This is a genomic window from Methylobacterium sp. A49B (assembly GCF_053346215.1).
The window spans coordinates 13,516-36,461 of sequence record NZ_JBKFBO010000054.1; the positions used below are offsets into that span (position 1 = coordinate 13,516).

Annotated in this window: 23 protein-coding genes; 17 read left to right on the forward strand and 6 right to left on the reverse strand. The window is 68.3% G+C overall.

Annotation, left to right across the window (positions count from 1 at the left end):
• Positions 1 to 23: 23 nt before the first annotated feature.
• The 7 genes from ACLBX9_RS03890 to ACLBX9_RS03920 all read left to right on the forward strand — a co-directional run bounded on the left by ACLBX9_RS03890 (position 24) and on the right by ACLBX9_RS03920 (position 7,016).
• Complete coding sequence (locus tag ACLBX9_RS03890; protein WP_447717969.1) at positions 24 to 1,388, forward strand: cation:dicarboxylate symporter family transporter; 1,365 nt, start codon at positions 24 to 26, stop codon at positions 1,386 to 1,388.
• A 12-nt stretch (positions 1,389 to 1,400) separates the two neighbouring features.
• A complete protein-coding gene (locus ACLBX9_RS03895) occupies positions 1,401 to 2,342 on the forward strand; it encodes a hydroxyacid dehydrogenase (protein ID WP_447717970.1) in 942 nt (313 codons plus the stop codon).
• Between the two features lie 4 nt (positions 2,343 to 2,346).
• Positions 2,347 to 3,336 (forward strand): Ldh family oxidoreductase, encoded by a 990-nt coding sequence (locus tag ACLBX9_RS03900; protein ID WP_010685096.1) that lies wholly within the window; start codon positions 2,347 to 2,349, stop codon positions 3,334 to 3,336.
• 75 nt (positions 3,337 to 3,411) lie between these two features.
• Positions 3,412 to 4,236, forward strand: a complete 825-nt coding sequence (locus tag ACLBX9_RS03905) for a GntR family transcriptional regulator (protein WP_447717971.1) — start codon at positions 3,412 to 3,414, stop codon at positions 4,234 to 4,236.
• Positions 4,237 to 4,327: 91 nt separating this feature from the next.
• Complete coding sequence (sorA, locus tag ACLBX9_RS03910; RefSeq protein ID WP_447717972.1) at positions 4,328 to 5,533, forward strand: SorA family sulfite dehydrogenase catalytic subunit; 1,206 nt, start codon at positions 4,328 to 4,330, stop codon at positions 5,531 to 5,533.
• A gap of 12 nt (positions 5,534 to 5,545) precedes the next feature.
• On the forward strand, positions 5,546 to 5,887 hold the full coding sequence (gene sorB, locus ACLBX9_RS03915) for a SorB family sulfite dehydrogenase c-type cytochrome subunit (RefSeq protein WP_447717973.1): 342 nt from the start codon (positions 5,546 to 5,548) through the stop codon (positions 5,885 to 5,887).
• A gap of 28 nt (positions 5,888 to 5,915) precedes the next feature.
• Positions 5,916 to 7,016, forward strand: a complete 1,101-nt coding sequence (locus ACLBX9_RS03920; protein WP_447717974.1) for a YeiH family protein — start codon at positions 5,916 to 5,918, stop codon at positions 7,014 to 7,016.
• Between the two features lie 130 nt (positions 7,017 to 7,146).
• Here the strand turns inward: ACLBX9_RS03920 and ACLBX9_RS03925 are convergent, their stop codons facing one another.
• The 4 genes from ACLBX9_RS03925 to ACLBX9_RS03940 all read right to left on the reverse strand — a co-directional run bounded on the left by ACLBX9_RS03925 (position 7,147) and on the right by ACLBX9_RS03940 (position 9,955).
• Positions 7,147 to 7,767 carry a hypothetical protein gene (locus tag ACLBX9_RS03925; protein ID WP_447717975.1) on the reverse strand — a complete coding sequence of 207 codons (621 nt, stop codon included), beginning with the start codon at positions 7,765 to 7,767 and terminating at the stop codon, positions 7,147 to 7,149.
• Between the two features lie 758 nt (positions 7,768 to 8,525).
• Entirely contained in the window at positions 8,526 to 8,936 is a 411-nt protein-coding gene (locus tag ACLBX9_RS03930) for a PIN domain-containing protein (RefSeq protein WP_447717976.1), read from the reverse strand.
• Positions 8,933 to 9,181 (reverse strand): FitA-like ribbon-helix-helix domain-containing protein, encoded by a 249-nt coding sequence (locus tag ACLBX9_RS03935; RefSeq protein ID WP_447717977.1) that lies wholly within the window; start codon positions 9,179 to 9,181, stop codon positions 8,933 to 8,935. The genes ACLBX9_RS03930 and ACLBX9_RS03935 overlap by 4 nt, the downstream gene beginning before the upstream one ends.
• A gap of 537 nt (positions 9,182 to 9,718) precedes the next feature.
• The gene (locus ACLBX9_RS03940) at positions 9,719 to 9,955 is read right to left on the reverse strand and encodes a hypothetical protein (protein ID WP_447717978.1); all 237 of its coding nucleotides are present in this window, start codon (positions 9,953 to 9,955) and stop codon (positions 9,719 to 9,721) included.
• 467 nt (positions 9,956 to 10,422) lie between these two features.
• Here ACLBX9_RS03940 and ACLBX9_RS03945 point away from each other — a divergent pair, with 467 nt between their 5' ends.
• From ACLBX9_RS03945 to terL, 5 genes are all read left to right on the forward strand, one after another.
• Positions 10,423 to 10,869 carry a hypothetical protein gene (locus ACLBX9_RS03945; RefSeq protein ID WP_447717979.1) on the forward strand — a complete coding sequence of 149 codons (447 nt, stop codon included), beginning with the start codon at positions 10,423 to 10,425 and terminating at the stop codon, positions 10,867 to 10,869.
• On the forward strand, positions 10,869 to 11,261 hold the full coding sequence (locus ACLBX9_RS03950) for an HNH endonuclease signature motif containing protein (RefSeq protein WP_447717980.1): 393 nt from the start codon (positions 10,869 to 10,871) through the stop codon (positions 11,259 to 11,261). The genes ACLBX9_RS03945 and ACLBX9_RS03950 overlap by 1 nt, the downstream gene beginning before the upstream one ends.
• A gap of 420 nt (positions 11,262 to 11,681) precedes the next feature.
• A complete protein-coding gene (locus ACLBX9_RS03955) occupies positions 11,682 to 13,211 on the forward strand; it encodes a site-specific DNA-methyltransferase (protein WP_447717981.1) in 1,530 nt (509 codons plus the stop codon).
• 341 nt (positions 13,212 to 13,552) lie between these two features.
• Positions 13,553 to 14,047 (forward strand): DUF5681 domain-containing protein, encoded by a 495-nt coding sequence (locus ACLBX9_RS03960; RefSeq protein ID WP_447717982.1) that lies wholly within the window; start codon positions 13,553 to 13,555, stop codon positions 14,045 to 14,047.
• Complete coding sequence (gene terL, locus ACLBX9_RS03965; protein ID WP_447717983.1) at positions 14,040 to 15,674, forward strand: phage terminase large subunit; 1,635 nt, start codon at positions 14,040 to 14,042, stop codon at positions 15,672 to 15,674. Before ACLBX9_RS03960 ends, terL begins: the two co-directional genes overlap by 8 nt.
• Before the next feature lie 432 nt (positions 15,675 to 16,106).
• On the opposite strand, the gene ACLBX9_RS03970 is transcribed toward terL, so the two are convergent.
• Both ACLBX9_RS03970 and ACLBX9_RS03975 read right to left on the reverse strand, forming a co-directional pair.
• A complete protein-coding gene (locus ACLBX9_RS03970) occupies positions 16,107 to 17,381 on the reverse strand; it encodes a M28 family peptidase (protein WP_447717984.1) in 1,275 nt (424 codons plus the stop codon).
• Positions 17,378 to 18,277: a LysR family transcriptional regulator gene (locus ACLBX9_RS03975; RefSeq protein WP_010685077.1), complete on the reverse strand. Its 900-nt coding sequence runs from the start codon at positions 18,275 to 18,277 to the stop codon at positions 17,378 to 17,380. The genes ACLBX9_RS03970 and ACLBX9_RS03975 overlap by 4 nt, the downstream gene beginning before the upstream one ends.
• Positions 18,278 to 18,386: 109 nt before the next feature.
• On the opposite strand from ACLBX9_RS03975, the gene ACLBX9_RS03980 reads away from it, so the two are divergent.
• The 5 genes from ACLBX9_RS03980 to ACLBX9_RS04000 are packed head-to-tail and all read left to right on the forward strand — an operon-like array spanning position 18,387 to position 22,850.
• On the forward strand, positions 18,387 to 19,151 hold the full coding sequence (locus tag ACLBX9_RS03980; protein ID WP_447717985.1) for an amino acid ABC transporter ATP-binding protein: 765 nt from the start codon (positions 18,387 to 18,389) through the stop codon (positions 19,149 to 19,151).
• 32 nt (positions 19,152 to 19,183) lie between these two features.
• On the forward strand, positions 19,184 to 19,993 hold the full coding sequence (locus tag ACLBX9_RS03985) for an ABC transporter substrate-binding protein (protein ID WP_010685075.1): 810 nt from the start codon (positions 19,184 to 19,186) through the stop codon (positions 19,991 to 19,993).
• Between the two features lie 10 nt (positions 19,994 to 20,003).
• The gene (locus ACLBX9_RS03990; RefSeq protein WP_447717986.1) at positions 20,004 to 20,669 is read left to right on the forward strand and encodes an amino acid ABC transporter permease; all 666 of its coding nucleotides are present in this window, start codon (positions 20,004 to 20,006) and stop codon (positions 20,667 to 20,669) included.
• Entirely contained in the window at positions 20,656 to 21,915 is a 1,260-nt protein-coding gene (locus ACLBX9_RS03995) for a M20/M25/M40 family metallo-hydrolase (RefSeq protein ID WP_447717987.1), read from the forward strand. Before ACLBX9_RS03990 ends, ACLBX9_RS03995 begins: the two co-directional genes overlap by 14 nt.
• Positions 21,912 to 22,850 carry an arginase family protein gene (locus ACLBX9_RS04000; protein ID WP_447717988.1) on the forward strand — a complete coding sequence of 313 codons (939 nt, stop codon included), beginning with the start codon at positions 21,912 to 21,914 and terminating at the stop codon, positions 22,848 to 22,850. Before ACLBX9_RS03995 ends, ACLBX9_RS04000 begins: the two co-directional genes overlap by 4 nt.
• Positions 22,851 to 22,946 lie beyond the last annotated feature (96 nt).

Here is a 22,946-nt window from a genome sequence, read left to right on the forward strand (position 1 = left end):
GTCCCGTCATTCTGGAGGAACGCATGAGGCTGCTTCGGTCGATCTACGGCCAGGTTCTGCTCGGCATCGCGCTGGGCATCGGCGTCGGCGTGGTCGCGCCCGACTTCGCGGTGGGCTGCAAGATCCTCGGCGACATGTTCATCAACCTGATCAAGATGATCGTCGCGCCCGTGATCTTCTGCACGGTCGTGGTCGGCATCGCGCATGTCGGCGACATGAAGAGCGTCGGCCGGATGGGCCTGAAGACCATCCTCTACTTCGAGGTCGCCACCACGGTGGCGCTCGCCGCGGGCCTCCTGTTCGTCAACCTGCTGCGGCCGGGCGACGGCGTGAACGCCACCGTCGACAGCCTCGACGCCAAGCTGGTCGCCGGCATCGCCGGCAAGGCCCACGCGCAATCGCCGATGGAGATCGTCGCCAACATCATCCCGCACAGCGCGGTCGACGCCTTCGCCAAGGGCGACCTGATCCAGGTGATGTTCTTCTCGGTGCTCGTCGGCATGGGGCTGGCGATGCTCGGCCGGCGCGGCGAGTTCCCGCTCAAGGTGGTGCACGCCTTCGGCGACGTGCTGATGAAAGTCGTCGGCCTGATCATGTACTTCGCCCCTGTCGGCGCCTTCGGCGCGATGGCCTTCACCATCGGCAAGTTCGGGCTCGGCATCCTCGCCCAGTACGGGATGCTGATCGTCTCGCTCTACCTGACCTTCATCGTGTTTATCGCGGTCTTCCTCGGCGGCGTGATGCGGTTCTACGTCGGCCTGAGCCTGTGGAAGCTGTTCCGCTACACCCGCGAGGAGCTGTTCATCCTGCTCGGCACCACCAGTTCGGAATCGGTGCTGCCGCGGATCATGGCCAAGCTCAACGGGCTCGGGGTCGACAAGAGCGTCACCGGCCTCGTGATGCCGGCCGGCCTGTCCTTCAACATGGACGGCTCCTGCATCTACCTGACCATGGCGATCGGCTTCATCGCGCAGGCCCTCAACGTGCCGCTGACCTGGGAGCAGGAACTCGGCATCCTGGCCATCGCGCTGGTGACCTCGAAGGGCGTGGCGGGCGTGGCCGGTGCCATTCTGTTCGTGCTGGCCGCCACGCTCCAGGCCTCGCAGCTCCTGCCGGTGGCGGGCATCGCCCTGATCATCGGGGTGGACCGCATCCTGAACGAACTGCGCTGCGTGACCAACGCGGTCGGCAACATGGTGGCGACCCTGGTGATCGCCCGCTGGGAGGGCAAGATCGACCTCGCCCATGCCCGGGCGGTGCTCGACGGCCGCATCACCCCGAATCTCGATCTCCTCGACGACGAGGACGCGGTGGCGGACGCGATCCCCGCCCGAGAGCCGGCGGCGGCCTTCCGCCGCCCCCTCCCGGCCGCTGTGCCGGCGACCTGAGAAGGACCCTCCATGCCCAAGGTCATCATCAGCGAGTTCATGGACGAGGCGGCGATCGCGGCCGAGCTCGCCGGATTCGACGTCCTGTACGATCCCGGCCTCGTCGACCGGCCCGCGGATCTCGCCGCCGCCGTGGCGGGGGCCGACGCCCTGATCGTGCGCAACCGGACGCAGGTGCGCGGCGCCCTGCTCGATGCCGCCCGCGACCTCAAGGTCGTCGGACGCCTCGGCGTCGGCCTCGACAACATCGACGTCCCGGCCTGCCGGGATCGGGGCATCGCGGTCTACCCGGCGACCGGCGCCAACGACGTCGCGGTGGCCGAGTACGTGGTCGCCACCGCGATGCTGCTCCTGCGCGGCGCCTACGGGGCCACGGCCCGCGTCGCGGCCGGCACGTGGCCGCGCAACGCCCTCATGGGCCGCGAGATCTCCGGCAAGCGCCTCGGCCTCGTGGGCTTCGGCGCCATCGCCCGCGAGACCGCCCAGAGGGCGGCGGCCCTCGGCATGGCGATCGCCGCCCACGACCCCTTCGTGGCCCAGGGCGACCCGGCCTGGAACCCGGCCTACGGCCCCGTGCAGAGCCAGGCGCTCGACGCCCTGATCGCCCAGAGCGACGTGCTCTCGCTGCACGTGCCGCTCACCGATCAGACCCGCGGCCTGATCGACGCGGCGGCGCTGGCCCGGATGCCCGAGGGCGCGATCCTGATCAACGCGGCCCGGGGCGGCGTGGTCGACGAGGCCGCCGTGGCCGAAGCCCTGCGGTCCGGGCATCTCGGCGGCGCGGCGCTGGACGTGTTCGACCGGGAACCCCTCGACGCGGCGGCCGGCGCCGTCTTCGCGGACGTGCCGAACCTGATCCTGACCCCGCACATCGCCGGGGTGACTCAGGAATCGAACGTGCGCGTCTCCGCCGTCACGGCGCAGGCCGTCCGCCGCCATCTCACGGAGCGCTGACCCGATGCCGAACCTCACTCTGTCGGAGGCGGAGGCCCTCGCCGAGGCGGCCCTGATCCGCTGCGGCACGGCCGAGGCCGCAGCGCGGAGCGTCGCCCGGGCGCTGGTCGGCGCCGAGGCGGACGGCTTGAAGGGCCACGGCCTGTCGCGGGTGGCGCCCTACGGCGCGCAGGTGCGCGCCGGCAAGGTCGTGGGCGACGCGGCCCCGCGGGCGGAGCGTCCGCGGCCGGGCCTGCTCGCGGTCGACGCCGCCCACGGCTTCGCCTATCCGGCCCTCGACCTCGCCCTGGAGGCGCTGCCCGGCCTCGCCCGTCAGCAGGGCGTGGCGGCGGCCGGCATCCGCCGCTCGCACCATTGCGGCGCGGCCGGACGCCCTGTGGAGGCCCTGGCCGAGCAGGGCTGCGTCGCCCTGCTCTTCGCCAACACGCCCGCCGCGATGGCCCCCTGGGGCGGGCGTCAGGCGGTGTTCGGCACCAACCCGCTGGCCTTCGCCTGCCCGCTGCCGGGCCGCGCGCCGATCGTGGTCGACCTCGCCCTGTCGAAGGTGGCCCGCGCCAACATCGTCGGGGCGGCCAAGCGCGGCGAGCCGATCCCCGAGGGTTGGGCCCTCGACGCGGAGGGACGCCCGACGACCGACGCCAAGGCGGCCCTCGACGGCACGATGGTGCCGCTGGGCGACGCCAAGGGCACGGCGCTCGCCCTGATGGTCGAGCTGCTCGCCGCCGGCCTCGTCGGCGCGCGCTTCGCCGGCGAGGCCTCCTCGTTCCTCGACGCCGCGGGCGACCCGCCGGGGACCGGGCAGTTGATCCTCGCCCTCGACGCCTCGGCGCTCAGCCCGGACGCGCCGGAGCGCTGCGCGGCGCTGGCCGACGCGATCGAGACGCAGGACGGCGCCCGGCTCCCCGGGAGCCGCCGGCTGGCGCTGCGCCGCCGGGCCGCCGAGGCGGGGCTCGACGTGGCCGAAGCCCTCGTCGCCGAGATCCGGGCTCTGTGAGGCGGATCGCCTGTGCGGGGGAAAAACCTGTGATTGCTCCCGTCGGCGGAGCCACGTAAGCGAGAGGAGGGAGAGGTGCTGGACACATCCTTCGACGCTCTACCCACGGATGGGGCTCTGCGTCGTCACGCGATGGAACGGTCAGGCGAAGGGCAGGCAGGTTCGGGACGCGCGGATTCGGGAGGCGCCCGCACGGTCGGCTTCCGGCCGCTCTACCGGCAGGTCTACGACACGCTGCTGAGGCGCCTCGCCGACGCGGTCTGGCAGCCCGGCCAGATCCTGCCGAGCGAGGGGCAGCTCGCCCTCGAGCTGGGGGTCAGCCAGGGGACGGTGCGCAAGGCCCTCGACGCGCTCACCGCCGACAGCCTGCTGGTGCGCCGCCAGGGCCGCGGGACCTTCGTGGCCGACCACGACGACAAGCAGAGCGTCTTCCGCTTCCTGAAGCTGCGGCCGGACGGGGACGGCACCGGCATGCCCACGAGCCGGGTCACGGGGATCGCGGAGGCGGCCGCCAGCGCCGACGAGCGCGGGCGCCTCGACCTCATGCGGTCCGCCCGGGTGGTCCGGATCGAGCGCGTGCGCGCCGTCGACGCCAAGCTGTGCGTGGTCGAGACGATCAGCGTGCCCGCCGGCCTGTTCCCGGGCATCGCCCAGCTCGAGCTGCCCAACACCCTCTACAGCCTCTACGCCACCCGCTACGGCATCACGATCGCCACCGCCAAGGAGCGCCTGAAGGCCGTGGCGCTCGGGCCCCGCGAGGCGGAACTGCTTCAGGTGCCCGCCGGGACTCCGGCCCTCGAGATCGACCGCGTCGCCATCGACCTCGAGGAGCGGCCGGTCGAGTGGCGCCTCTCGACCTGCCTGACGCAGGACATCCACTACCTCTCGGTCCTGCGCTGACCGGGATCCCCTCCGCGGCGTCGCCCCGCGATCGCGGAGGGGGCGCGCCGAACCGGAACTCCGCTGCGACAGCCTGAACGAGGAGCGCGCGATGACCGATCGTGGAAGACGGGACTTCATGCGGCTGAGCGCGCTCGGCGCGCTGGCCGCCGTCGGCGGCGTGCCGCGCGCACGGGCGGGCGACACCGCGACGCTGCCCTTCGGCAACGGCGAGCGGCCGCTCGTCGCCTATCCGGGCAAGCGGCCGCTCCTGCAGATGACCGCGCGCCCGCCGCAGCTGGAGACGCCGTTCGCGGTCTTCGACGAGGGCGCGATCACGCCCAACGACGCGTTCTTCGTGCGCTACCACCTCGCCGACATCCCGACCGAGATCGACGCGCAGGCCTTCCGCGTCGCGGTGACCGGGCAGGTCGAGCGCCCGCTCTCCCTGTCGCTCGCCGACCTCAAGGCCATGCCGCAGACCGAGATCGTGGCGGTCAACCAGTGCTCGGGCAATTCCCGCGGCTTCTTCGAGCCGCGCATCGCCGGCGGCCAGCTCGCCAATGGCGCCATGGGCTGCGCCCGCTGGACCGGCGTGCCGCTCAAGGCCGTGCTCGACAAGGCCGGCGTCAAGGCCGGCGCCGTGCAGGTGTCCTTCGAGGGCCTCGACGGACCGGTCCTGCCCGAGACGCCGGACTTTGCCAAGGCGCTGACCCTCGACCACGCCCGGGACGGCGCGGTGATGCTGGCCTGGGGCATGAACGGACAGGACCTGCCCTGGCTCAACGGCTTCCCGCTGCGCCTGATCGTGCCCGGCTTCTACGGCACCTACTGGGTCAAGCACCTCAACAGCATCGCGGTCCTCGATCACCCCTTCGAGGGCTTCTGGATGAAGAGCGCCTACCGCATCCCCGACAATGCCTGTGCCTGCACGGAACCCGGCAAGGCGCCCGACAAGACCGTGCCGATCGGCCGCTTCAACGTCCGCTCGTTCGTGACCAACCTGACTGACGGCGCGCAGGTGACGGCCGGGCGCGTGCCCCTGCGCGGCATCGCCTTCGACGGCGGCTCGGGCATCAAGGCGGTGGCGGTCTCGACCGACGACGGCCGGAGCTGGGGCGAGGCCCGGCTCGGCCAGGATCTCGGCCGCTACGCCTTCCGCACCTGGACCGCGGAGGTCGAGCTGACGCCGGGCACCCACGCCCTGCGGGTGCGGGCCACGGGCAACGACGGCGGCACCCAGCCGATGGAGCCGCGCTGGAACCCCGCCGGGTACATGCGCAACGTGGTCGAGACCACCCGCGTTCGGGCGGCCTGAAGGAGGATCGGCATGTTCAGCCCCTGCCCGCTTCGCGCGTCGATCATCGCCGCCCTCGCGCTGGCCCCCGCGCTGGCCGCGACCTCCGCGCGCGCCGCGCCCGACACCTACGCGCTGCCGGAGCCGACGGCGCAGTTCCGGCCGGCCCCGGATGCCGCGCACGCGGCCGGCTTCCAGGCCGCGCAGGAGAACTGCATGACCTGCCACTCGGCCGACTACGTCGCCATGCAGCCGCCGAAGAAGGGGCAGGCCTTCTGGGACGCCGAGGTCGCCAAGATGATCAAGGTCTACCGGGCGCCGATCGCCGAGGAGCAGGCCAAGGCCATCGCCGCCTATCTCGGCGCGGCCTACTGAGCGCCGACACCGGACAGGAGGCCGCGCGATGATCGCCAGACCCGCCGTGCTGGACCGGTCCGGGACCGCACCGTCCCGGTCGCGGCGCGCATCCGCCTGGGCCGGGACGGCCGGCACCCTGCTCCCGGGCCTGCTCCTGTGCCTGGGCCTGACCGTGGTGGCGCAGGGTCTGCAGGCTGGCGAGGAGCACCTGACCGGCCATCCCTACGTCGAGGCGCTGGTGCTGGCCATCCTGCTGGGGACGGCCCTGCGCTCCGCCTGGGTGCCGGGCGCGCGCTTCAAGGCCGGGATCGCCTTCTCGGCCAAGCAGGTGCTGGAGGTGGCCGTGACCCTGCTGGGCGCCGCGGTGAGCCTGGGGGCCATTGTCGCCTCGGGGCCGGCGCTGCTGGCCGGCATCGTCGGGGCGGTAGCGCTGACCATCCTGGCGAGCTGCGCCCTCTGCCGCGCTCTCGGGCTGCCGGTGCGCATGGCGCTGCTGATCGCCTGCGGCAACGCGATCTGCGGCAACTCGGCGATCGCCGCGGTGGCGCCGGTGATCGGGGCGGACAGCCGGGACGTGGCGGCCGCCATCGCGTTCACGGCCGTGCTGGGCGTGCTGATGGTGCTCGGCCTGCCGCTGTTCGTGCCGCTCGTCGGCTTCAGCGAGCACCAGTACGGCGTGCTGGCGGGGCTGACCGTCTACGCGGTGCCGCAGGTCCTGGCCGCGACCGTCCCGGTGGGCCCGCTCGCCACGCAGGTGGGCACGCTGGTCAAGCTGGTTCGAGTGCTGATGCTCGGACCGGTGGTGCTGGCCTTGTCGCTGCTCGCGCCGCGCCTGCCGGCGGCGGGGGCGACCGCCCGGACCACCCGGAGCCGGCCCGGCTTCTTCAAGCTGGTGCCGTGGTTCATCCTCGGCTTCCTGGCATTGGCGAGCCTGCGCTCGCTCGGGCTGATCCCGGACGCCTGGATCGCGCCGATCTCACGCCTCGCCGGCTTCCTCACGATCGTGTCGATGGCCGCGCTGGGCCTCGGGGTGGACGTGCGTGTGCTGGCACAGGTGGGCGGCCGGGTCACGATGGCGGTCACCGCCTCGCTCCTCGTCTTGCTGGCCACCGCCATCCTGCTCATCCGCGGCCTCGGGCTCGGCTGAGCGGGCCGCTTCTCAACGACGACTGTTCGCAAGGCGGATCGTATCTGGCCGCCGGTCGGCCATCGGCGCGCAGCGGCCGAGCCGGCTGAGCTGGAATCCGCTGATCCGGGATGGGTCAGGCCGAGGCTAATCAATCTGTGGCCGGGGCAGCGGCATCCCATTCACGATCCTGCTGTGCGAGCAGGGCGGCCCGACGGGATGCGATCGTCTCCGGCTCCGTCGCGGGCGCGTCTTCGGCTACCTGCGCGGACAGAGAAGCGGTCGTCCTGCTCCCGCCCAGGAGTTCGGCGAGCGTCGCGATGATGCGATCCACATCGCGGGCGATCACGCGTCCCGTGCCGAGGAGTTCGGTGCGTGAACGGCCGGCCAGATCCGCGCAGGTGCAACCGGCGCAGCCGAGCGCGGCGATCGCGTCGGCGGCCAGGGGCAGGCCTTCGACCGGCCTGTCTCGCAGGCGTCCGAGCCTCCGCTCTCCGGTGGCCCCCTTTGCGTGCCTCTCTCGGGCGCCCGGCAGCCAGCGCGCGATCTCGTTGAGGATGAGATCCCGAACGCGGTCGACGCGGACCGGACCGAACTTCCTGATGCTGGCGATCGCCTCCGGTGAAGTCTGGGCCAGTTGGCCGAGATCCCGATACCCGGCCTTGCGCAGGCGGGCTCGCAGCGAGGCCGTCAGGAATCCGCGGCCGAATCCCGGCGTCGCGAGATGCTGTAGCGCGTCAGGAGGCAGATCCTCGAACAGCGGGAGCCGCACGCTGATCTCGTCAAAGAGGGTATCGGACCTGGTTGAGCGAAGCGATCGGCCGGGCATCGCCGCCGATAGGGCGATTTCCGACTTCCCGCAACGGCTCGCCATCGACGGCGTTCAGGATGTCCGCTTGTCCGCCGTTCGACCGGCTAAGAGCGCGCGAGGCTGGCCGTTCTCCGGCCGCTCGGGTCGGCCGTGAGGGCGCTAGATCGCTCGCCGTTTGCGGAGCCGGCCGAACTGCAGATCCGGAGGCGCAGCGGACGTGTCTGACTTGCAGCGTGGACGTCAGAGCGATGAACGACCGGCATGGGCGCAACCCGGACGCGCAAGGTCGGAGCGTTGGTAGGCGGACGCCCTGATGCTCCCTGCACCAGCGAAAGATACAGGGAACTTTCCGGATCCAGAGTTTGATGCCGGACCAGCCTCAGCAAAGAGGGGTCCGTTGTTCTGGCCAAGCACCTGCCCGAGCAAGGACGGAAGTGGCCTGTCAGAGAGACCGGCGTTCGGCACGGTAATCATGCGTATGATGAGGCGCTCTCGGATGCAGTGGTCCAGACCCAGACTCGGAACAGTATCGAGGTGCCGTGCACCGAGAGACGCCGAAATGCCCTGATCGATCTCTCCTGTCTAAGCTGGGCCAGTGTCCCGTATCTGCCAATTAATCGCGCAAGTATTGTTAAACTGATTGCGCGTACAAAAGTTCAATTTCAAAACTATATCCGATCTCAGATCGATCAATAAATAATGGCACGTTATGATGGATTTCACGGGTTGATCAGAATGATACCGCAATCGATAAAATCTTTCACGTTGCGAGTCGCAAGTCGCGCGCCGCGCGAGGCGGTGATTGCCGCAATCTGCCCGTCGATCTGCGTAATCGGCTGACCTTCTCGGCGTCGGTGGGCGGCGATCGCCGCGTAAGCCATTGCCGCATCCTGATCGAAGCTCAAGATCCGGCCGGCGAGCTCAACCGCAAAGATTGGCCGTGCAGCCGCCATCAGGTCGTCGCGGCGTTGGCCATCGGGAAGGAGGGCCAAGCCATAGAAAATTTCAGCCTGCGTGAGGGTCGTGGTGAACAGAGTCGCTGCAGACTGAACGGCAAACCACCGAAGGACGGGCGCTGCCGGCGTCGCACGCATCAGCTCAGACAAAACGTTGGTGTCGAGGACGATCACTCCGCGAATCCGATCGGATCGCGACTCGGCTCCCGTGGCACGGCGGGCAAATCAACACCTCCGAGGGTAGCAAATCTTTCGTGGATCGCGTGACCGAGGTTCGCGGGCTGCGGAAGCTCCGTGGAGAGCGCTGAGCGCAGAATATCGCGGGCCTCGTCCTCCATCGAGCGGCCCTTCAAGGCAGCGCGGACGCGCAGGCGCGTCTTCAACGCTGCGTCGATGTTGCGGATGGTCATCACGGCCATGGCGACCTCCATTAGTCAATGACTGCAAATTAGCGTTTGCTACAATGGTCGACAAGGCCAGCCTTTTCCCGCGGCCGCTTGGAAACCGTTCAGGGAAGCGTATCGAATCTCGTCATCGCGGGCGTGCCTCGATCTCCGGCCCGCGAGGGGTTGCTGCCCGTTACCCAGCACGGCTGTGGCGGCATTCAACGCCGCTTTGACCCAGCGCGCGCCAGCCTAGCTGCTTTGGTGGCGCCAGAATCGAGGTGGGAATCCGCGGTCGATGTCGCGCCGGTCGAGGTCATGGGACTGTTCGGGCCGAGCTGCAGCCGGCGCCCGCAGCGCCTGACAGCAATCACGGTCGCGATACGCCGCCTGCGACCGAGCGGGTCGGGCTGGGCTTTCCCTCCTTCCGATACGGTCCCATCCCGTCGTAAGTTGGCCGCCAACCTCGGTCCCGGGCTCTCGACCTTGCCCAGGTCGATCAACAGTCGGCGCGAGTGAGAGACGGACACGGCCGCCAGCCGACCGGTGGGAGCCATGAACTACCTGATCGCGTCAGAGCTCTGAGGGCTGCGCAAAGAACTCGGTGCGTTCCTTATCCCCGGTCGCGCGATCGGCGCCCGAGCAGCCTACTCGATCCAAATCGTCAGGCTCAAAAATAATGTCGAGCTGTCGGCAATATTTGACTGGACTGCGGCGGCGATCGGAGCGTGAATAGATGTGCCGCGAAGCAATAGCTCTTGTAAGCCGGGACGAAAAAATCTTGAGCATGGTTGATCCGAGCAGCGTCATCGATCGATTCGCACACGACATGCCTTTGAATGGTGGGAGCGTGGTTGCGGATTTGATCATGACCTGCAGCGCAGCCGCATGGCGCGCCCAAGATGGGCGTGGGGCGAGCGCTGCCGAGGTTTGGCGGCGGCAGGCCGAAGCGTTGCAGCGCGTGACATGCCTCGAGACGCGAAGGCTGCTCAGGATGATCGCCGCGGTAGCGACTGGCTAAGGCGTTCCGACAACAGGCGCGCTGAGGTCTGATAATCGCGTTGCCCCGCAGGCTCATGAGGCCGCGTGCGGGGTCGGGGCAGTGGCGGGGCAGATCCCGCCGCCAGCTCGAGGCGCATCATGTGCTCACGCCGTTCGGTTCAGCTCCGCCCCCTCCCCTCGCGTCCTTATGGCCGATCCAGAGGAGTGGCGTACCGTCGGCGACTATCGGCTCCATGCCGGTCGGCATCTCACACCCGATCGGCGTGAGGGCGGCCATGTCGAACCGCAACATCTCCTGGGCGGCTGCCCTGCGCGAGTTGAAGGCCGACCGCTCCGTGCGCTCGCCCGTGCGTGAGGAGCGCCTGCGGACGAGTGCTGGCCTGCGTGGTGGCCCCGCACTCGCCATGAGCGTCTGGCGTGGGCGCTCCGGTCGGCGCTACGTCGTAGTCGTTCAACCGCTCGATGCGGCTGACCCTGTCGCCGGGCACTCGGCCGTCATCCTCGCGGTCGCTCGGGATGAGCACGACGGACAAGCTACGATCGTCGCGGCTCGTCCCTGCGAGGCCGGCGATGTCGGCTTTCTCGGCTGGCTCGCTGCTTGTGCAGGACGTGGCGCGCGCGAGTTGCACGCCTACCGGCTTGCCCAGACCACGCATGAACGCGCCGAGATCGCAGCTGACCTGGGCGGGCCGACCACGCGCACCTCTGCGGGGGTGGCGTGATGGCGCGGCGAGAGTTCAGCAAGGCGGTGCTGCGCGCCGCCCTCGCCCGAGCTGACGGACGCTGTGAGGGTATACTCACGGACGGCAGCCGCTGTCCGTGCGCGCTGCAGGTCGGGCACTTCCACTACGACCACATCATCCCAGCGGCGCTGACGGAAGATGCTTCGTTGGAGAACTGCCAGGTGCTGTGCCGACCCTGCCACGCGGCCAAAACAGTGGTGGATGTCGGCATAATCGCTCGGGTGCGGCGAGTGCGGGATCGGCACGCCGGCATCGCCGATCCCCACCGCCGGCCGTTTCCAGGCGGGAAGGCGAGCCCGTTCAAGCGGCTGATCGGAGGTGGCATCGTCTGTCGCGAGACAGGAGCGCGTCTGGATAGACGGGGCAAGTAAATGGATCTCACGCCGGGCTGAGCGTTCCAAGGCGACGTTCTCGCCTTCGCGAGCTGTATTTCCAGTCCACCGGACTTCTTTGATTCCGGATCTGCCGCTCTGACATCGCATAAGCCCGCCTTCGGCGTGGTCCTGTTCAGAAGCCAAAATTCAGCTTGCTTTGAACGGTCGAATGCGTCACCTCTTGGTACGCCTGTCGGAGACGACTCAGATCCGATGGGGCATCCGGGACCGATTTGCCCTGAGGCATTCGGCGGCCCGTAGTCATATCACATGAAGCAGCATGGGGTGTTGGAGCCCTGAGCAGCATCGGTTTGGCGCGAGCGACTTCGCAGTCGCTTGGCGACTGGTGGCTGCGCATGCTGTCGTTCCTCTCAGTCAACATCGGTCTCCATCGCTGGGTCAGCCTTGGAGGCTACGATGTCAAAACAACAACCAGCCCGTCTTGCCGATACGACGGTCGGACTTGTGCCCTGCGCAGCACACGCCAACGCGATCACCCTCGATGAAGCGCCGCGTATACCCATCGGGCCGGGGCTGGAGGGGCGCTATGGACTTGCTCCGGTTGCGAGCTTGGTCGAAAATCCGCATCGCGTGCAGATCCACTCATCGCGGCAGGTAAAGAAGCTTAGTCGTGCCCTCGAAGTTGGCGGACAGCTGGCGCCGGCCGTCATCGACGAGCATTACGTGATCCTTGCAGGCCATGGCCGCCTTGCGGCCGCCAGAGCGCTTGGCCTCGACTGCATGCCAGTTGTCCAGGTCTTCAATCTATCGGAAGCTCAGAAGCGGTCGTTCCTGCTGAGCGACAATCGCGTTGGCTTGGATGCTCGCCTCGACCGCAAGGCGTTGGCAAGCCAGATTCCCGAACTGACGCTGCTCTTCGAGGAAGCCGGGCTCACCCTCTGTGATTCTGGCTTCGAGGTCGCAGAGATCGACGCACTCGTGATCGATTACGAGGATGGTGGCAACGCAGCCGCCGAAGCGACCGATCCGTCGCTTGCACCGGCGGCGTCCTGCCTCCGGGGCGGCGATATGTTTAGCCTCGGCGCGCATCGGTTGGCCGTCGGTGAAGCGCGCGATGTCGATCTCCTCGACCGCCTCATGAGCGGCGAGAAAGCCGAGGTTGCGTTCCTAGATCCGCCCTACAATGTGCCTGTGCGTTCGACCGGGGGCCGGGGTCGAATCCGTCACCCTGACTTCGCCTTCGCGTCAGGTGAGATGACCCAAGCCGAGTTCGTTGCCTTCCTCGGATCTGCCCTCGGCAACGCCGCCCGGGTCGCGGTGCCTGGGGCGGTGCACTTCGTTTGTATCGATTGGAAGCATGTCCGCGACCTCGTCGAGGCCGGAGAGCGCGTTTACGGCGCGTACCTCAACTTGATCACATGGGTGAAGACCAACGCGGGTCAGGGTGGGTTGTATCGTAACCAGCACGAGCTGATCGGCGTCTTTCGGGTTGGAGATGCATCCCATCGCGACAACGTCCAGATGGGCCGGTTTGGGCGCAATCGGTCGAACGTCTGGACCTATGCGGGGGCCAACGCCTTCAGGTCCGGACGCCTGGATGACCTCGGCGATCACCCGACGGTCAAGCCGACGCAGCTCGTGGTCGATGCACTCAAGGATGTTAGCCGGCGCGACGCGCTCGTCCTCGACACCTTTGTCGGCTCCGGCACTACGATCTTGGCCGGAGAGCGGACGGGCCGGCGCGTCCGAGCCGTGGAGTACGAGCCACGCTATGCCGAGATCGCGATCCGGCGCTTCGAGGAAGTTTCAGGCCGCGAAGCTGTGCATCTTGAGACGGGGCTGACCCTAGCGCAACTGGCGGAGCGTCGCTTTGCTGAAGCGCGGAAAGGCGCGGCCTCGGTTCAGTCATTCCCGCCAGCCACAATGATTTCCGCTGCAAAGGCCGAGCCTCGGGTGCGAACACGGGTGAGGCCGTCAAATTCTTAGCAAACAACGAACGCCCCGTCTCGTAGTCGTGATGGCAAAAAGCGAATAGCGATGGTTCGACGCAATGTGCCTCGAGCCATCGCCGCGACTTGCATATTTCATAATCATGACATCGATATATCAAAAAATACATTCGGATCACACAAGAAATAATTGACTTGTGCGAATTCTTCGAATAACAACGAGACAGTGCATCGCTGTGATGCGCATTCAACGGTAGACGCAATCGGGAAGACGCTCCGCTGTCGTGCGGGTCAGACGTCATCGCTCGAATGAGCGGCATTCCGGCGCAACCGTGTCATGCCTCATCAGAGAGGCATGGCGCTTCGCTGGAGATCGCCATGAAAAACGTTGATGACGAGCATCCCGACGGCTTCCTTGGGGCAGAGGCCTCCTCTGAAATCACAGAGGACGTTGAGCGTGTCGGCTACAAACGCCCTCCCAGGCGGACACGCTTTCGCAAAGGACAGAGCGGTAATCCCGAGGGGAGACCTAAGGGTAGCCTCAACCGCTCGACACTTCGCGCGCTGCTCGCGACGCAGTGGCTGGAAGAGACTATCAAGATCGTCGAGGGAGGCCGCGAACGTCACGTTAGCCGCTTTGCCGCGCTCTTGAAGAAGCAAGCGGAACTCGCGCTCAAGGGTGATCCTAAAGTCATAAGAGATGTCATCGATCAACTCGTTCGCATGGCCGTCGACGAGTCTGTCTCGGTCACAAACGAAGAAACGTCGGTTGAAGACGAGACGATCCTGCGCACTCATTGCCCCGATGTGCTCGACGCCAAGAGCGTGCCTGCAAATAGGTGCGATGATGATGGGAAGAGCGGCCGTGAGTGACCGGCAGCGTCTCCTGCGCGCTTTGCTGCGCCAGAACCTCGCTGCTTTTGCTCAGAAGACGTTCCATGCGCTTGAGCCCGGGACGCCTTACTGTCACAGCTGGCACCTCGATCACTTGGCATGGCAGCTCGGGCGCGTGGCCAGCGGCGAGGTGCGCCGCCTGATCATCAACGTGCCGCCACGCTCGATGAAGTCGATCACAGTCTCGGTCGCCTTCACCGCTTGGCTTCTAGGTCGGGATCCCACCAAGCGTATCCTCTGCGCGTCTTACGCCGCCGATCTCGCGCGCAAGCACGCGATCGACACGCGTCACATAATGGAGAGCGACTGGTTCCGTGAGCTATTTCCGTCCTGCGAACTCGTCGCCCGCCGCCAGCGCGACGTCGAGCTCGTGACTACGCTCAAGGGCGGACGCCTGGCCTTCGGCCTGGGAGGCGCGCTGACTGGGCGCGGTGCTGACGTCATCATCCTCGACGACCCGATGAAGGCCTCCAGCGCCACTTCAGAGGCCGATCGACGTCGGGCGATCGAGTACTACGAGGGAACGCTGGTCTCACGTTTGAACGACAAGCGGCGCGGCGCGATCGTGCTGGTCATGCAGCGCCTGCACGAGGCGGATCTCAGCGGCCACCTGCTCGAGCGCGCTCCGGAAGATTGGCAGGTCGTCCACCTGCCGGCGATCGCCGTCGAGGATGGGGTGTTTCAGCTCAGTGCACGTCCAGGCCACGTGCATCGGCGCCGCTGCGGAGATGCCCTCCAGCCGGACCGAGAGCCGCGCGATCTGCTCGAGGGTTTGCGCCGCGAACTCGGCTCGCGCACTTTCGAGGCGCAGTACCAGCAGGCACCGACGCCGGCAGGCGGCAATCTGATCCGGCGCGAGTGGCTCAGGTTCTACCGTGAGCGACCGGTCGCGCTGGACCGGATCATCGTCGCTTGGGACACGGCTTCGACTCTGGGTGAGACAAGCGATTGGTCAGTCGGGCTGGTGTGGGGCGTCTGCGACCAGAACTTCTACCTGCTCGACGCGGTCCGCCAGCGCCTCGAATTCCCTCAGCTGCGGCGTGCCGTGCTGCAACTGAGCGAGCGTTGGGATGCGGACGTCACCTTGATCGAGAAGACCGCGCTCGGCTACGCGCTGCTCCAAGATCTGCGCCGCACCAGCGCGCTGCGTCCGGTTCTGTTGCCGGCACGACTCGATAAAGTGGCGCGCTGCGAGGCGCAGTCGGCGCGCTTCGAAGAGGGACGCGTGCACTTGCCTCAGGAGGCATCTTGGCTCGGCGTCTATGAAGCCGAATTGTTGGCCTTCCCGAACGGCCGGCACGATGATCAGGTCGACGCCACGAGCTACGCCCTGCACTACCTCACAGCTTGGTTGCGGCGCGCTCGTCCGCCCGCTCGGCGGAGCCGCGAGAGTATACGAGGACCCGGCAGGCGTTCGCTGGTCTCCGAGTCAGGCATTGCGGCGGTCGAGCCGGTCGCATTGATGACGGACGGAGCCGGGGAGGAGCGTATCGTTGACGGTCGGCGTATCATCCGCGTCTCGGCCTCGACCCAGATCCCTACAGAGAATGGGCCGGCAGATGTCGACACCCGAGCGTCCCGTCGGTGGTCGCGCAGTCGCGGGTGAGCGGTTCTCCGCCTGTCTCGATCGAGAGTAAGGTGAATCCGCGTAGGTCGCCGCAGCAGTCCCGCAGCGCGAAATCCAGGTCGCTACAGGGGACAAGCAGCTTGTCTCCGCTGAATATCGGCGCGCGTGGGTATGGCTCAGACAATCCGGAAGCAGGTTCTGTTCGTCGGAAATTGCAACGCGCATGATATGTCTCTGGCATTCTCCGCCCTGGATGCTTTGCGCGGCGACTTCGAATTCCATCCTCTGGCCGGCCCTGACCAATTGGCTTTGGACCGGGTTGATTGAGAGGATCAGTCCGGACCGCAGGAGTTGACGATCAAGCAAGAATAGAGGCCGAGCGCGTTGACGTCCCCCGTGACGACCCCTCTGGCGGAGTCGATCCTGAAGAGCGCTCCACCGGCTGATCTGCAAGAGGCTTCGACGAGCAGCTCAGGAGACCAGGTGTTCATCCGTGAGAGCGGACCACACGAGGATAGCAGCGGCGAGGGCCGCGAGTCGTAATTGGCCCTCTCCAACCTTATCCCGCGTATCGGCCGCTGTCAGAACATGTTTGAGATTGGAATCGAGCTCGTCGAAGCCCGCCACGAGGCGTAAGGCGGGGATGTTGTGCTTGGCGAAGTTGGCATGGTCCGAGTTGGCCATGTGCGGCAGGTACGTCCTGACCGGGACGCCGGCCGCGCTTGATCTCCGCTCGACCCAGGTCGCGAGCTTCGAAGACCCGCTGCAAAGGGCCGTCAGGTGGTCGGAGCCGGCGACGGAGTCGAGATTGATGTTCAGGGCGAGCGTCTCGCGATCGGCCGTGGGCAGGTGTTCAAGGTAAACACGCGAGCCCGTCAACGCCCATTCCTCGGCACTGAAGAAGGCGAGGCGCAACCCACGCCGGAAGCAACCCGCATGGGGTGCAAGCGCCCGCGCCACTGCGAGCGCCGCCGCGATACCGGTGGCATTGTCGATGGCACTCTCGGCGAGGTCGTGGCCGTCGAGATGCGCGCTCAGCACGACGGTCTCGGCCGTTTTTCCCGGCAGATCGAACAGGATCGCGTCCGTACTGTCGGCAAACTCGTCCGCGGCAATCCTGAGGCGGGCCAGGGTGTAGCCGGATCCTCTCGGCGCGAGGCGAGCCGCAGCTTCGGGTGTGATACCGAGGGCGGGGATCCCGTCTTCGCGGCCGCGGCCACATGAACCCGCGACCGGGCGTGTCGGCAGAGGTCCGGCGATCAGGAAGCCCACGGCACCGGCCTGCTGCGCCCAGGCGTACTTCAGCCGCCGGTGGATGTGCCCCGCCGCGAACATGTATTCGTGCCGCACCAGGGCGATGCGGCCGGCCAGCACCGGGGCGAGCGCGGCGAACTCCGCTTCCGTGCCGCGTCCGACGGGCACGACCTCCGCCTCCAGTCCCGATGGTGGCGTGGCGACGGTGCGCACGAGTGGGTGGCAGCCGAGCGAGACGACGCGCGCTCCCTCCACGACCTCCAGCGTGGTGGAGGCGGCCTGCCATCCGTCATAGGGCGTCGGCACGGTCTCGGCGGGACGTCCCGTCGCCGACTCGCCGAGGCGCCGGACGAGCTCGCGCGCCGCGGCCTCCGAGGGCGAACCCGCAAGGCGGCCGCCGCAATCGCAGAGCGCCGCGAATTCCGCTGGCAGGAGCCGGTCGGACAGGATCCCGGCGGCGACGGAGGCGGGCAGAGGCTCCGACAGCGTCATGGGCTTTGCTCCATCAGATAGGGACGAACATGCCGATCGATGGCCGTGGCGAATGCCTCGGCGAGGCGTGAGAGGCCGCTCTGGGCCGGCTTCAGAACGGCTACCTCGTAGGTGATGCGCGGCGCGAAGGGGCGGATGGCGATGTCGGGCGCCGCGTGGCAAGCGGCGCTGATCGGGTCGACGATGGCGATCCCCGCCCCCTCGGCCGCGAGGTTGAGCGCGGTCGCGAAGAACTCGCACCGGATCACGATCCGCAGCTCCGACCCATCCGCGGCGAAGGCCTGAGCGATGGCGGGAGTGGTCCCGTGCGAGGGCAGCAGCCCGATCATGGGCGCCGCGTCGAGGAGCGCAGGCGTCAACGTCTCATGCGCGGCCAGGGGATGATCGGCCTTGAGGGCCGCCACCGCGGCGAATCGATAGCGGCGGACGACGCTGTCCTTCTTGTCGAAGGGCGGCTCGGCGATGCCCAAATCGAAGGCACGGGCCGCCACGAGGTCGCGGACCTCGCGTGAGGAGCGGGTCAGGAGATTGAGCGAGACGTCGGGCCGGGTCCGGTGAAACTCCGCGACGATGCGGGGCAGCCAGGCAATCCCGGGGCTCGGGTTGGTCGCCACCGTCAGAGAGCCGCGCGCGGCGGCCGCGATGGCGGCGGCGGCGTCATCGAGCTGCGCGACACCGGCCAGCGCCCGGACGGCCTCCTCGTAGAGGAGAGTCGCCTCCGCGGTCGGCACAACCTGCCGCCCATCCCGGCGGAACAGCGAGAAGCCGACCGCCCGTTCAAGTCGCGCCAGCCCGGCGCTGACCGCCGGCTGCGTCACGCCGAGGGCGCGGGCCGCCGCCGTGAGGCTCCCGTGCTCGATGATGGCGGTGAAGAGCTCGATCTGACGCAGGTCCATAACAATGATTTATCGAGCATCACCGGCTCTCGGCTCAAGACTACAATTTAGGCGTGACACGCACAGGAGAAATGCGCCAGTCTGCATGCATCACGGATGGTGATGAGTCATGGCGATTGTGGCCCGGCGGATCCTCGAGGGACAGGAGATCGGGAAGGCGTTCGGGTCGCACCGCGTCCTCGACGCCGTGGATCTCACGCTGCACGAGCAGGAGGTGGTGTGCGTCATCGGGCCGAGCGGCTCGGGCAAGACCACGCTGCTGCGCTGCCTCGCCCTCCTCGCCGCACCGGACCGCGGCCGCGTGCTCATGCACGACCGGGTCGTCGCGGGCGGGCAGCCGAACCGGACGGTGGCGCGGGCAGCCCGCGCGGTGCGTCCCGACATCGGCATGGTGTTCCAGCACTTCAATCTGTGGCCGCACATGAGTGTCCTGGCCAACGTCATCGAGGCGCCGATGCGGGTGCGAGGGCTGACGCGCGACGAGGCCGTGGCCCGCGCCGAGGCGCTCCTCGCCAAGGTCGGCCTGTCCGACAAGCGCGACGCCTATCCGGGTCGCCTGTCCGGCGGCCAGCAGCAGCGCGTCGCCATCGCCCGCGCCCTGGCTATGCGCCCGGCGGTGCTCCTGTTCGACGAGCCGACGAGCGCCCTCGACCCGGAACTGCGGCGCGAGGTGCTGACGGTGATGCGCGATCTTGCCGGCGAGGGCATGACCATGATGGTCGTGACCCACGAGATGGGCTTCGCCGAGAGGGTCGGCAGCCGCGTCGTCTTCATGGATGGCGGCCGGATCATCGAGGAGGGCGAGCCGAAGGCCTTCTTCGCCGCACCCCACACGGATCGCGCGCGCCGCTTCCTGGCGCAGTTCGAGGACTGATCGACAGCCGCATTCACACGGAGGTTTGCACCATGACGCGTCGTTTCACCGGGCTCCTCGCGGCGTTCCTCGGCGGGTTCACCCTGCTCGGCTCGGCGCCCCCCGCCGCCGCTCAGCAGACGCAGTCACACCTCTACGAAGTCACCAAATCCGGCCGGCTGCGGGTCTGCACTTGGCCGCTCTACTACGCGATCTCGTTCCGCAACCCCGCCACCGGGGAGCTGGAGGGCATCGACGCCGACCTGATGAAGGAATTGGCGAAGGACATGGGGGTGAAGCTCGAGGTCGTCGAGACGGCCTTCGGCACCTTCATCGCGGATCTGCAGGCCAACAAGTGCGACATCGGGATGTTCGGCGTCGGGGCGACGATGAAGCGGGCGCAGGCCGTCGAGTTCTCGAAGCCCTACCTCATCACCAACGTCTACGCGGTGGTGAAGGAGGGCGGCCCGATCAAGCAGTGGGACGACATCGACAAGAAGGGCATCACCGCCGCGGTTACGCTCGGCTCCTACATCGAGCCGTTCATGCGGGGCTATCTCAAGACCGCATCCGTCAACGCCGTCGCGCCCCCGGCCACCAGCCAGGCCGAGCTGATGTCGAACCGGGCCGACGTCATCATGAGCGACTTCCCCACCGCGCTGCGCATGAAGAAGGAGTTTCCCGGCATCACCTACCTGCTGCCGCCGGAGAAGCTGGCGGTGACGCCCTACGCCTACGTGGTCGCGCCGGGCGACCAGATCTGGCTGAACTACGTCAACCTCTTCGTGGACACGATCAAGCTCGACGGGCGGCTCGCCAAGTTCGCCGAGAAGAACGGGCTCGGCCCGATCGTCGCACCGTAGGTCGCCCGTGATGGGCAGCTATCAGTTCCGCTGGGACGTGATCCCGGCGAACCTCCCCTTCCTGCTGTCGGGCGCTCAGACGACTCTGATCATCTCGGGGCTGACGCTCGTCTTCGCGACGGCGGGCGGCCTCCTCGTCGCGGTCATGTCGGCCTCGCGCTTCTGGCCCCTCCGCGCGCTCGCGCTCATCTACGGCGAGGTCATCCGGAACACGCCGATCCTCGTCCAGCTCCTGTGGGCCTACTACGTCCTGCCGATCCTCCTCGGGATCCGCCTGGACGCCTTCGCCGCCGCGATCCTGGGGCTGTCGATCTACTCCTCGGCCTTCATCGCCGAAGTTTTTCGGGCCGGCATCCAGGCCGTTCCGGTCGGGCAGCGGGAGGCGGCGCAGGTTCTGGGCCTCACCCCGGGTCAGAGTTTCGTGCGGATCGTCCTGCCGCAGGCGGTCCGTTTCATCCTGCCGCCGCTCGCGGCCAATTTCGTGCAGCTGATAAAATATTCCTCCCTCGCGGCGGTGATCTCCGTCGGCGAGATCACGCGGCGAGGGATGGAACTCTCGTCGTCGACCTTCCGGCCATTGGAGATCTTCACCTTCATCGCGGTGATCTACTTCGCGATCTGCTGGCCGCTGACGCAATCGATCCGCATCTGGGAGCGCCGCCTTGCCGCACGATGACACCGACGCCCGACGCACCCTCGCCGTCGACCGCGGCCCCGAGGTTGCCGCCATCGCGCGGCGGCTCATCGCGGCGGCTTCCCCGAACCCGCCCGGCGATACCCGCGCGGTCGCCGAAGTCGCCGCGGCCTGCATCCGCGAGGCGGTGCCCTCGGCCGAGGTCACGCTGCACGCGAGCGCGGAGGCGATCGTGAACGTCGTCGCCCGCGTCCGAGGCACGGGGCCCGGGCGGCGCGTCGTCCTCAACGGCCATCTCGACACCTACCCCGTCGGCGAGACTGACGCCTGGAGCGTCGATCCGGCCGGTGCGACCGCCGACGGGCGCCTGTACGGACGCGGGGCCGCCGACATGAAGGGCGGGATCGCCGCCTCCATCGTCGCCCTCGCCGGGCTCGCCGGCGTCGCGGACGCATGGCCCGGCGAGGTCGTCCTCACGCTGGCCGGGGACGAGGAGAGCATGGGCCCCCTCGGGACCCGGTGGCTGCTCGACACCGTGCCCCACGCCTCGGGCGACGCGGTGATCATCGGCGATGCCGGATCGCCGCGCGTCCTGCGGTTCGGCGAGAAGGGCTTCCTCTGGATCGAGGTCGAGGCGGCGGGGCGGCCCGCCCACGGCGCCCATGTCCACCTCGGCGACAACGCGATCGACCGGCTGCGCGGGGCGCTGGACCGGCTCGGCGCGGCGCTGGCGGCGGTGCCCGTCCCCGCGCCCGCGGCCGTGATCGAGGCGATTGTCCGGTCGCGCCCCATCTCCGAGCCCCTGGCCGGGGCCGGCGAGGCGGAGACGCTCGGCCGCATCACCGTCAATCTCGGCCGGATCGAGGGCGGCACCTCGCCCAACCTCGTCCCGGCCCGGGCCCGCGCCGCGCTCGATATCCGCCTGCCCGTCGGCGTGGCGACGGAGGCGGTCGAGGCGGCGATCCACGGCGCCCTCGACGACCCGAGCCTGACGGTGCGCGTGCTGCGGAACTTCGCGCCGAACCACACCGACCCGGACCACCCCCTCGTGCGCCTCTGCGCCGCCGCCGCCGAGGAGGTCCTGGGCACCCCGGTCGCGGTCAACATGCGGGTCGGCGGCTCGGACGCCCGCTGGTTCCGGATGCGCGGCATCCCGACCGTCGTCTATGGGCCGACCCCCCACGGCATGGGCAGTCCCGACGAGTATGCCGCGATCGCCGAACTCGGCCAGGTGGCGCGCGTCCACGCGCTCACCGCCTTCGATTTCCTGAGGGACACGCAGCCTTGACCGACCCGCTGTTCACGCCGCCGGAGTCCTTCATGGGGCTTCCCGTCGGGAGCCCCGGTCCCGGATGCCGGGCGGCGATCCTCGGCGTGCCGTTCGATTGCGGGACCCACGCCTTCCGGGTCGGGGCGCGGCAGGGCCCGGCCGCCGTGCGCCGGCAATCCGGCCTCATCCGCCGGTTCCACCCGTCGCTGGCGGATGTCGACGTCCTGAGCCTGCTTGGTGCGGTCGATTGCGGCAACGTGGCGCTCACGCCAGGGCGGATCGACGACGCGCTGCCCCGGATCGAGGCGGCAGCCGGCGCGATCCTCGATGCGGGGGCCGTGCCGGTCGGGATCGGGGGTGACGGCTCGGTGTCGCTGGCGCTCATGCGGGCGGCGGGGCGCCGGTACCCGGGCCTCGTCGCGCTCCATATCGACAGCCACACGGACGCCTACCCATATGAGCTCGACGATCGCTACAACGCGGCGACACAGTTCACAAACGCTGCCGAGGAAGGCTGGGTCGACGCGTCGCGATCCTGGCACGTGGGCGTGCGCGGGTTCACCTATTGCAGCGGCGTCCTCGATCACGCAGCCCATCTCGGTTTCCGCGTCGTCACCGCGGAGACGCTGCTGCGGCGTGGCTTCGCGCAAACCATGGCCGAGTTCCGCAGCACCGTCGGCGAACGGTCAGTCTATCTCTGTTGGGACATGGATGTCTTCGATCCGTCGGTCGCCCCCGGCGTCTGCACGCCCACCTGGGGCGGCCTCACGGCACGGGAGGGGATCGAGCTGATCCGTAGCCTGAGCGGCCTGAACATCGTGGCGATGGACTTCAACACGGTCAGTCCCCCGCAGGACGTGAACGACATGGCCGCGCATCTGTGCGCGCACATGATCATGGAGGCGATGCTCCTGCTGGCACGACAGCACGAGCTGATCCCGGACGCGACCTGAGCGTCGCCCGCAAGAGAACGAGCCGCCGCAAATCTCCGCGGCCGTCATCATCCTGAGGAGCGCCGCGACAGCAGAAGCTGGGTGAGGTGGGCGTGG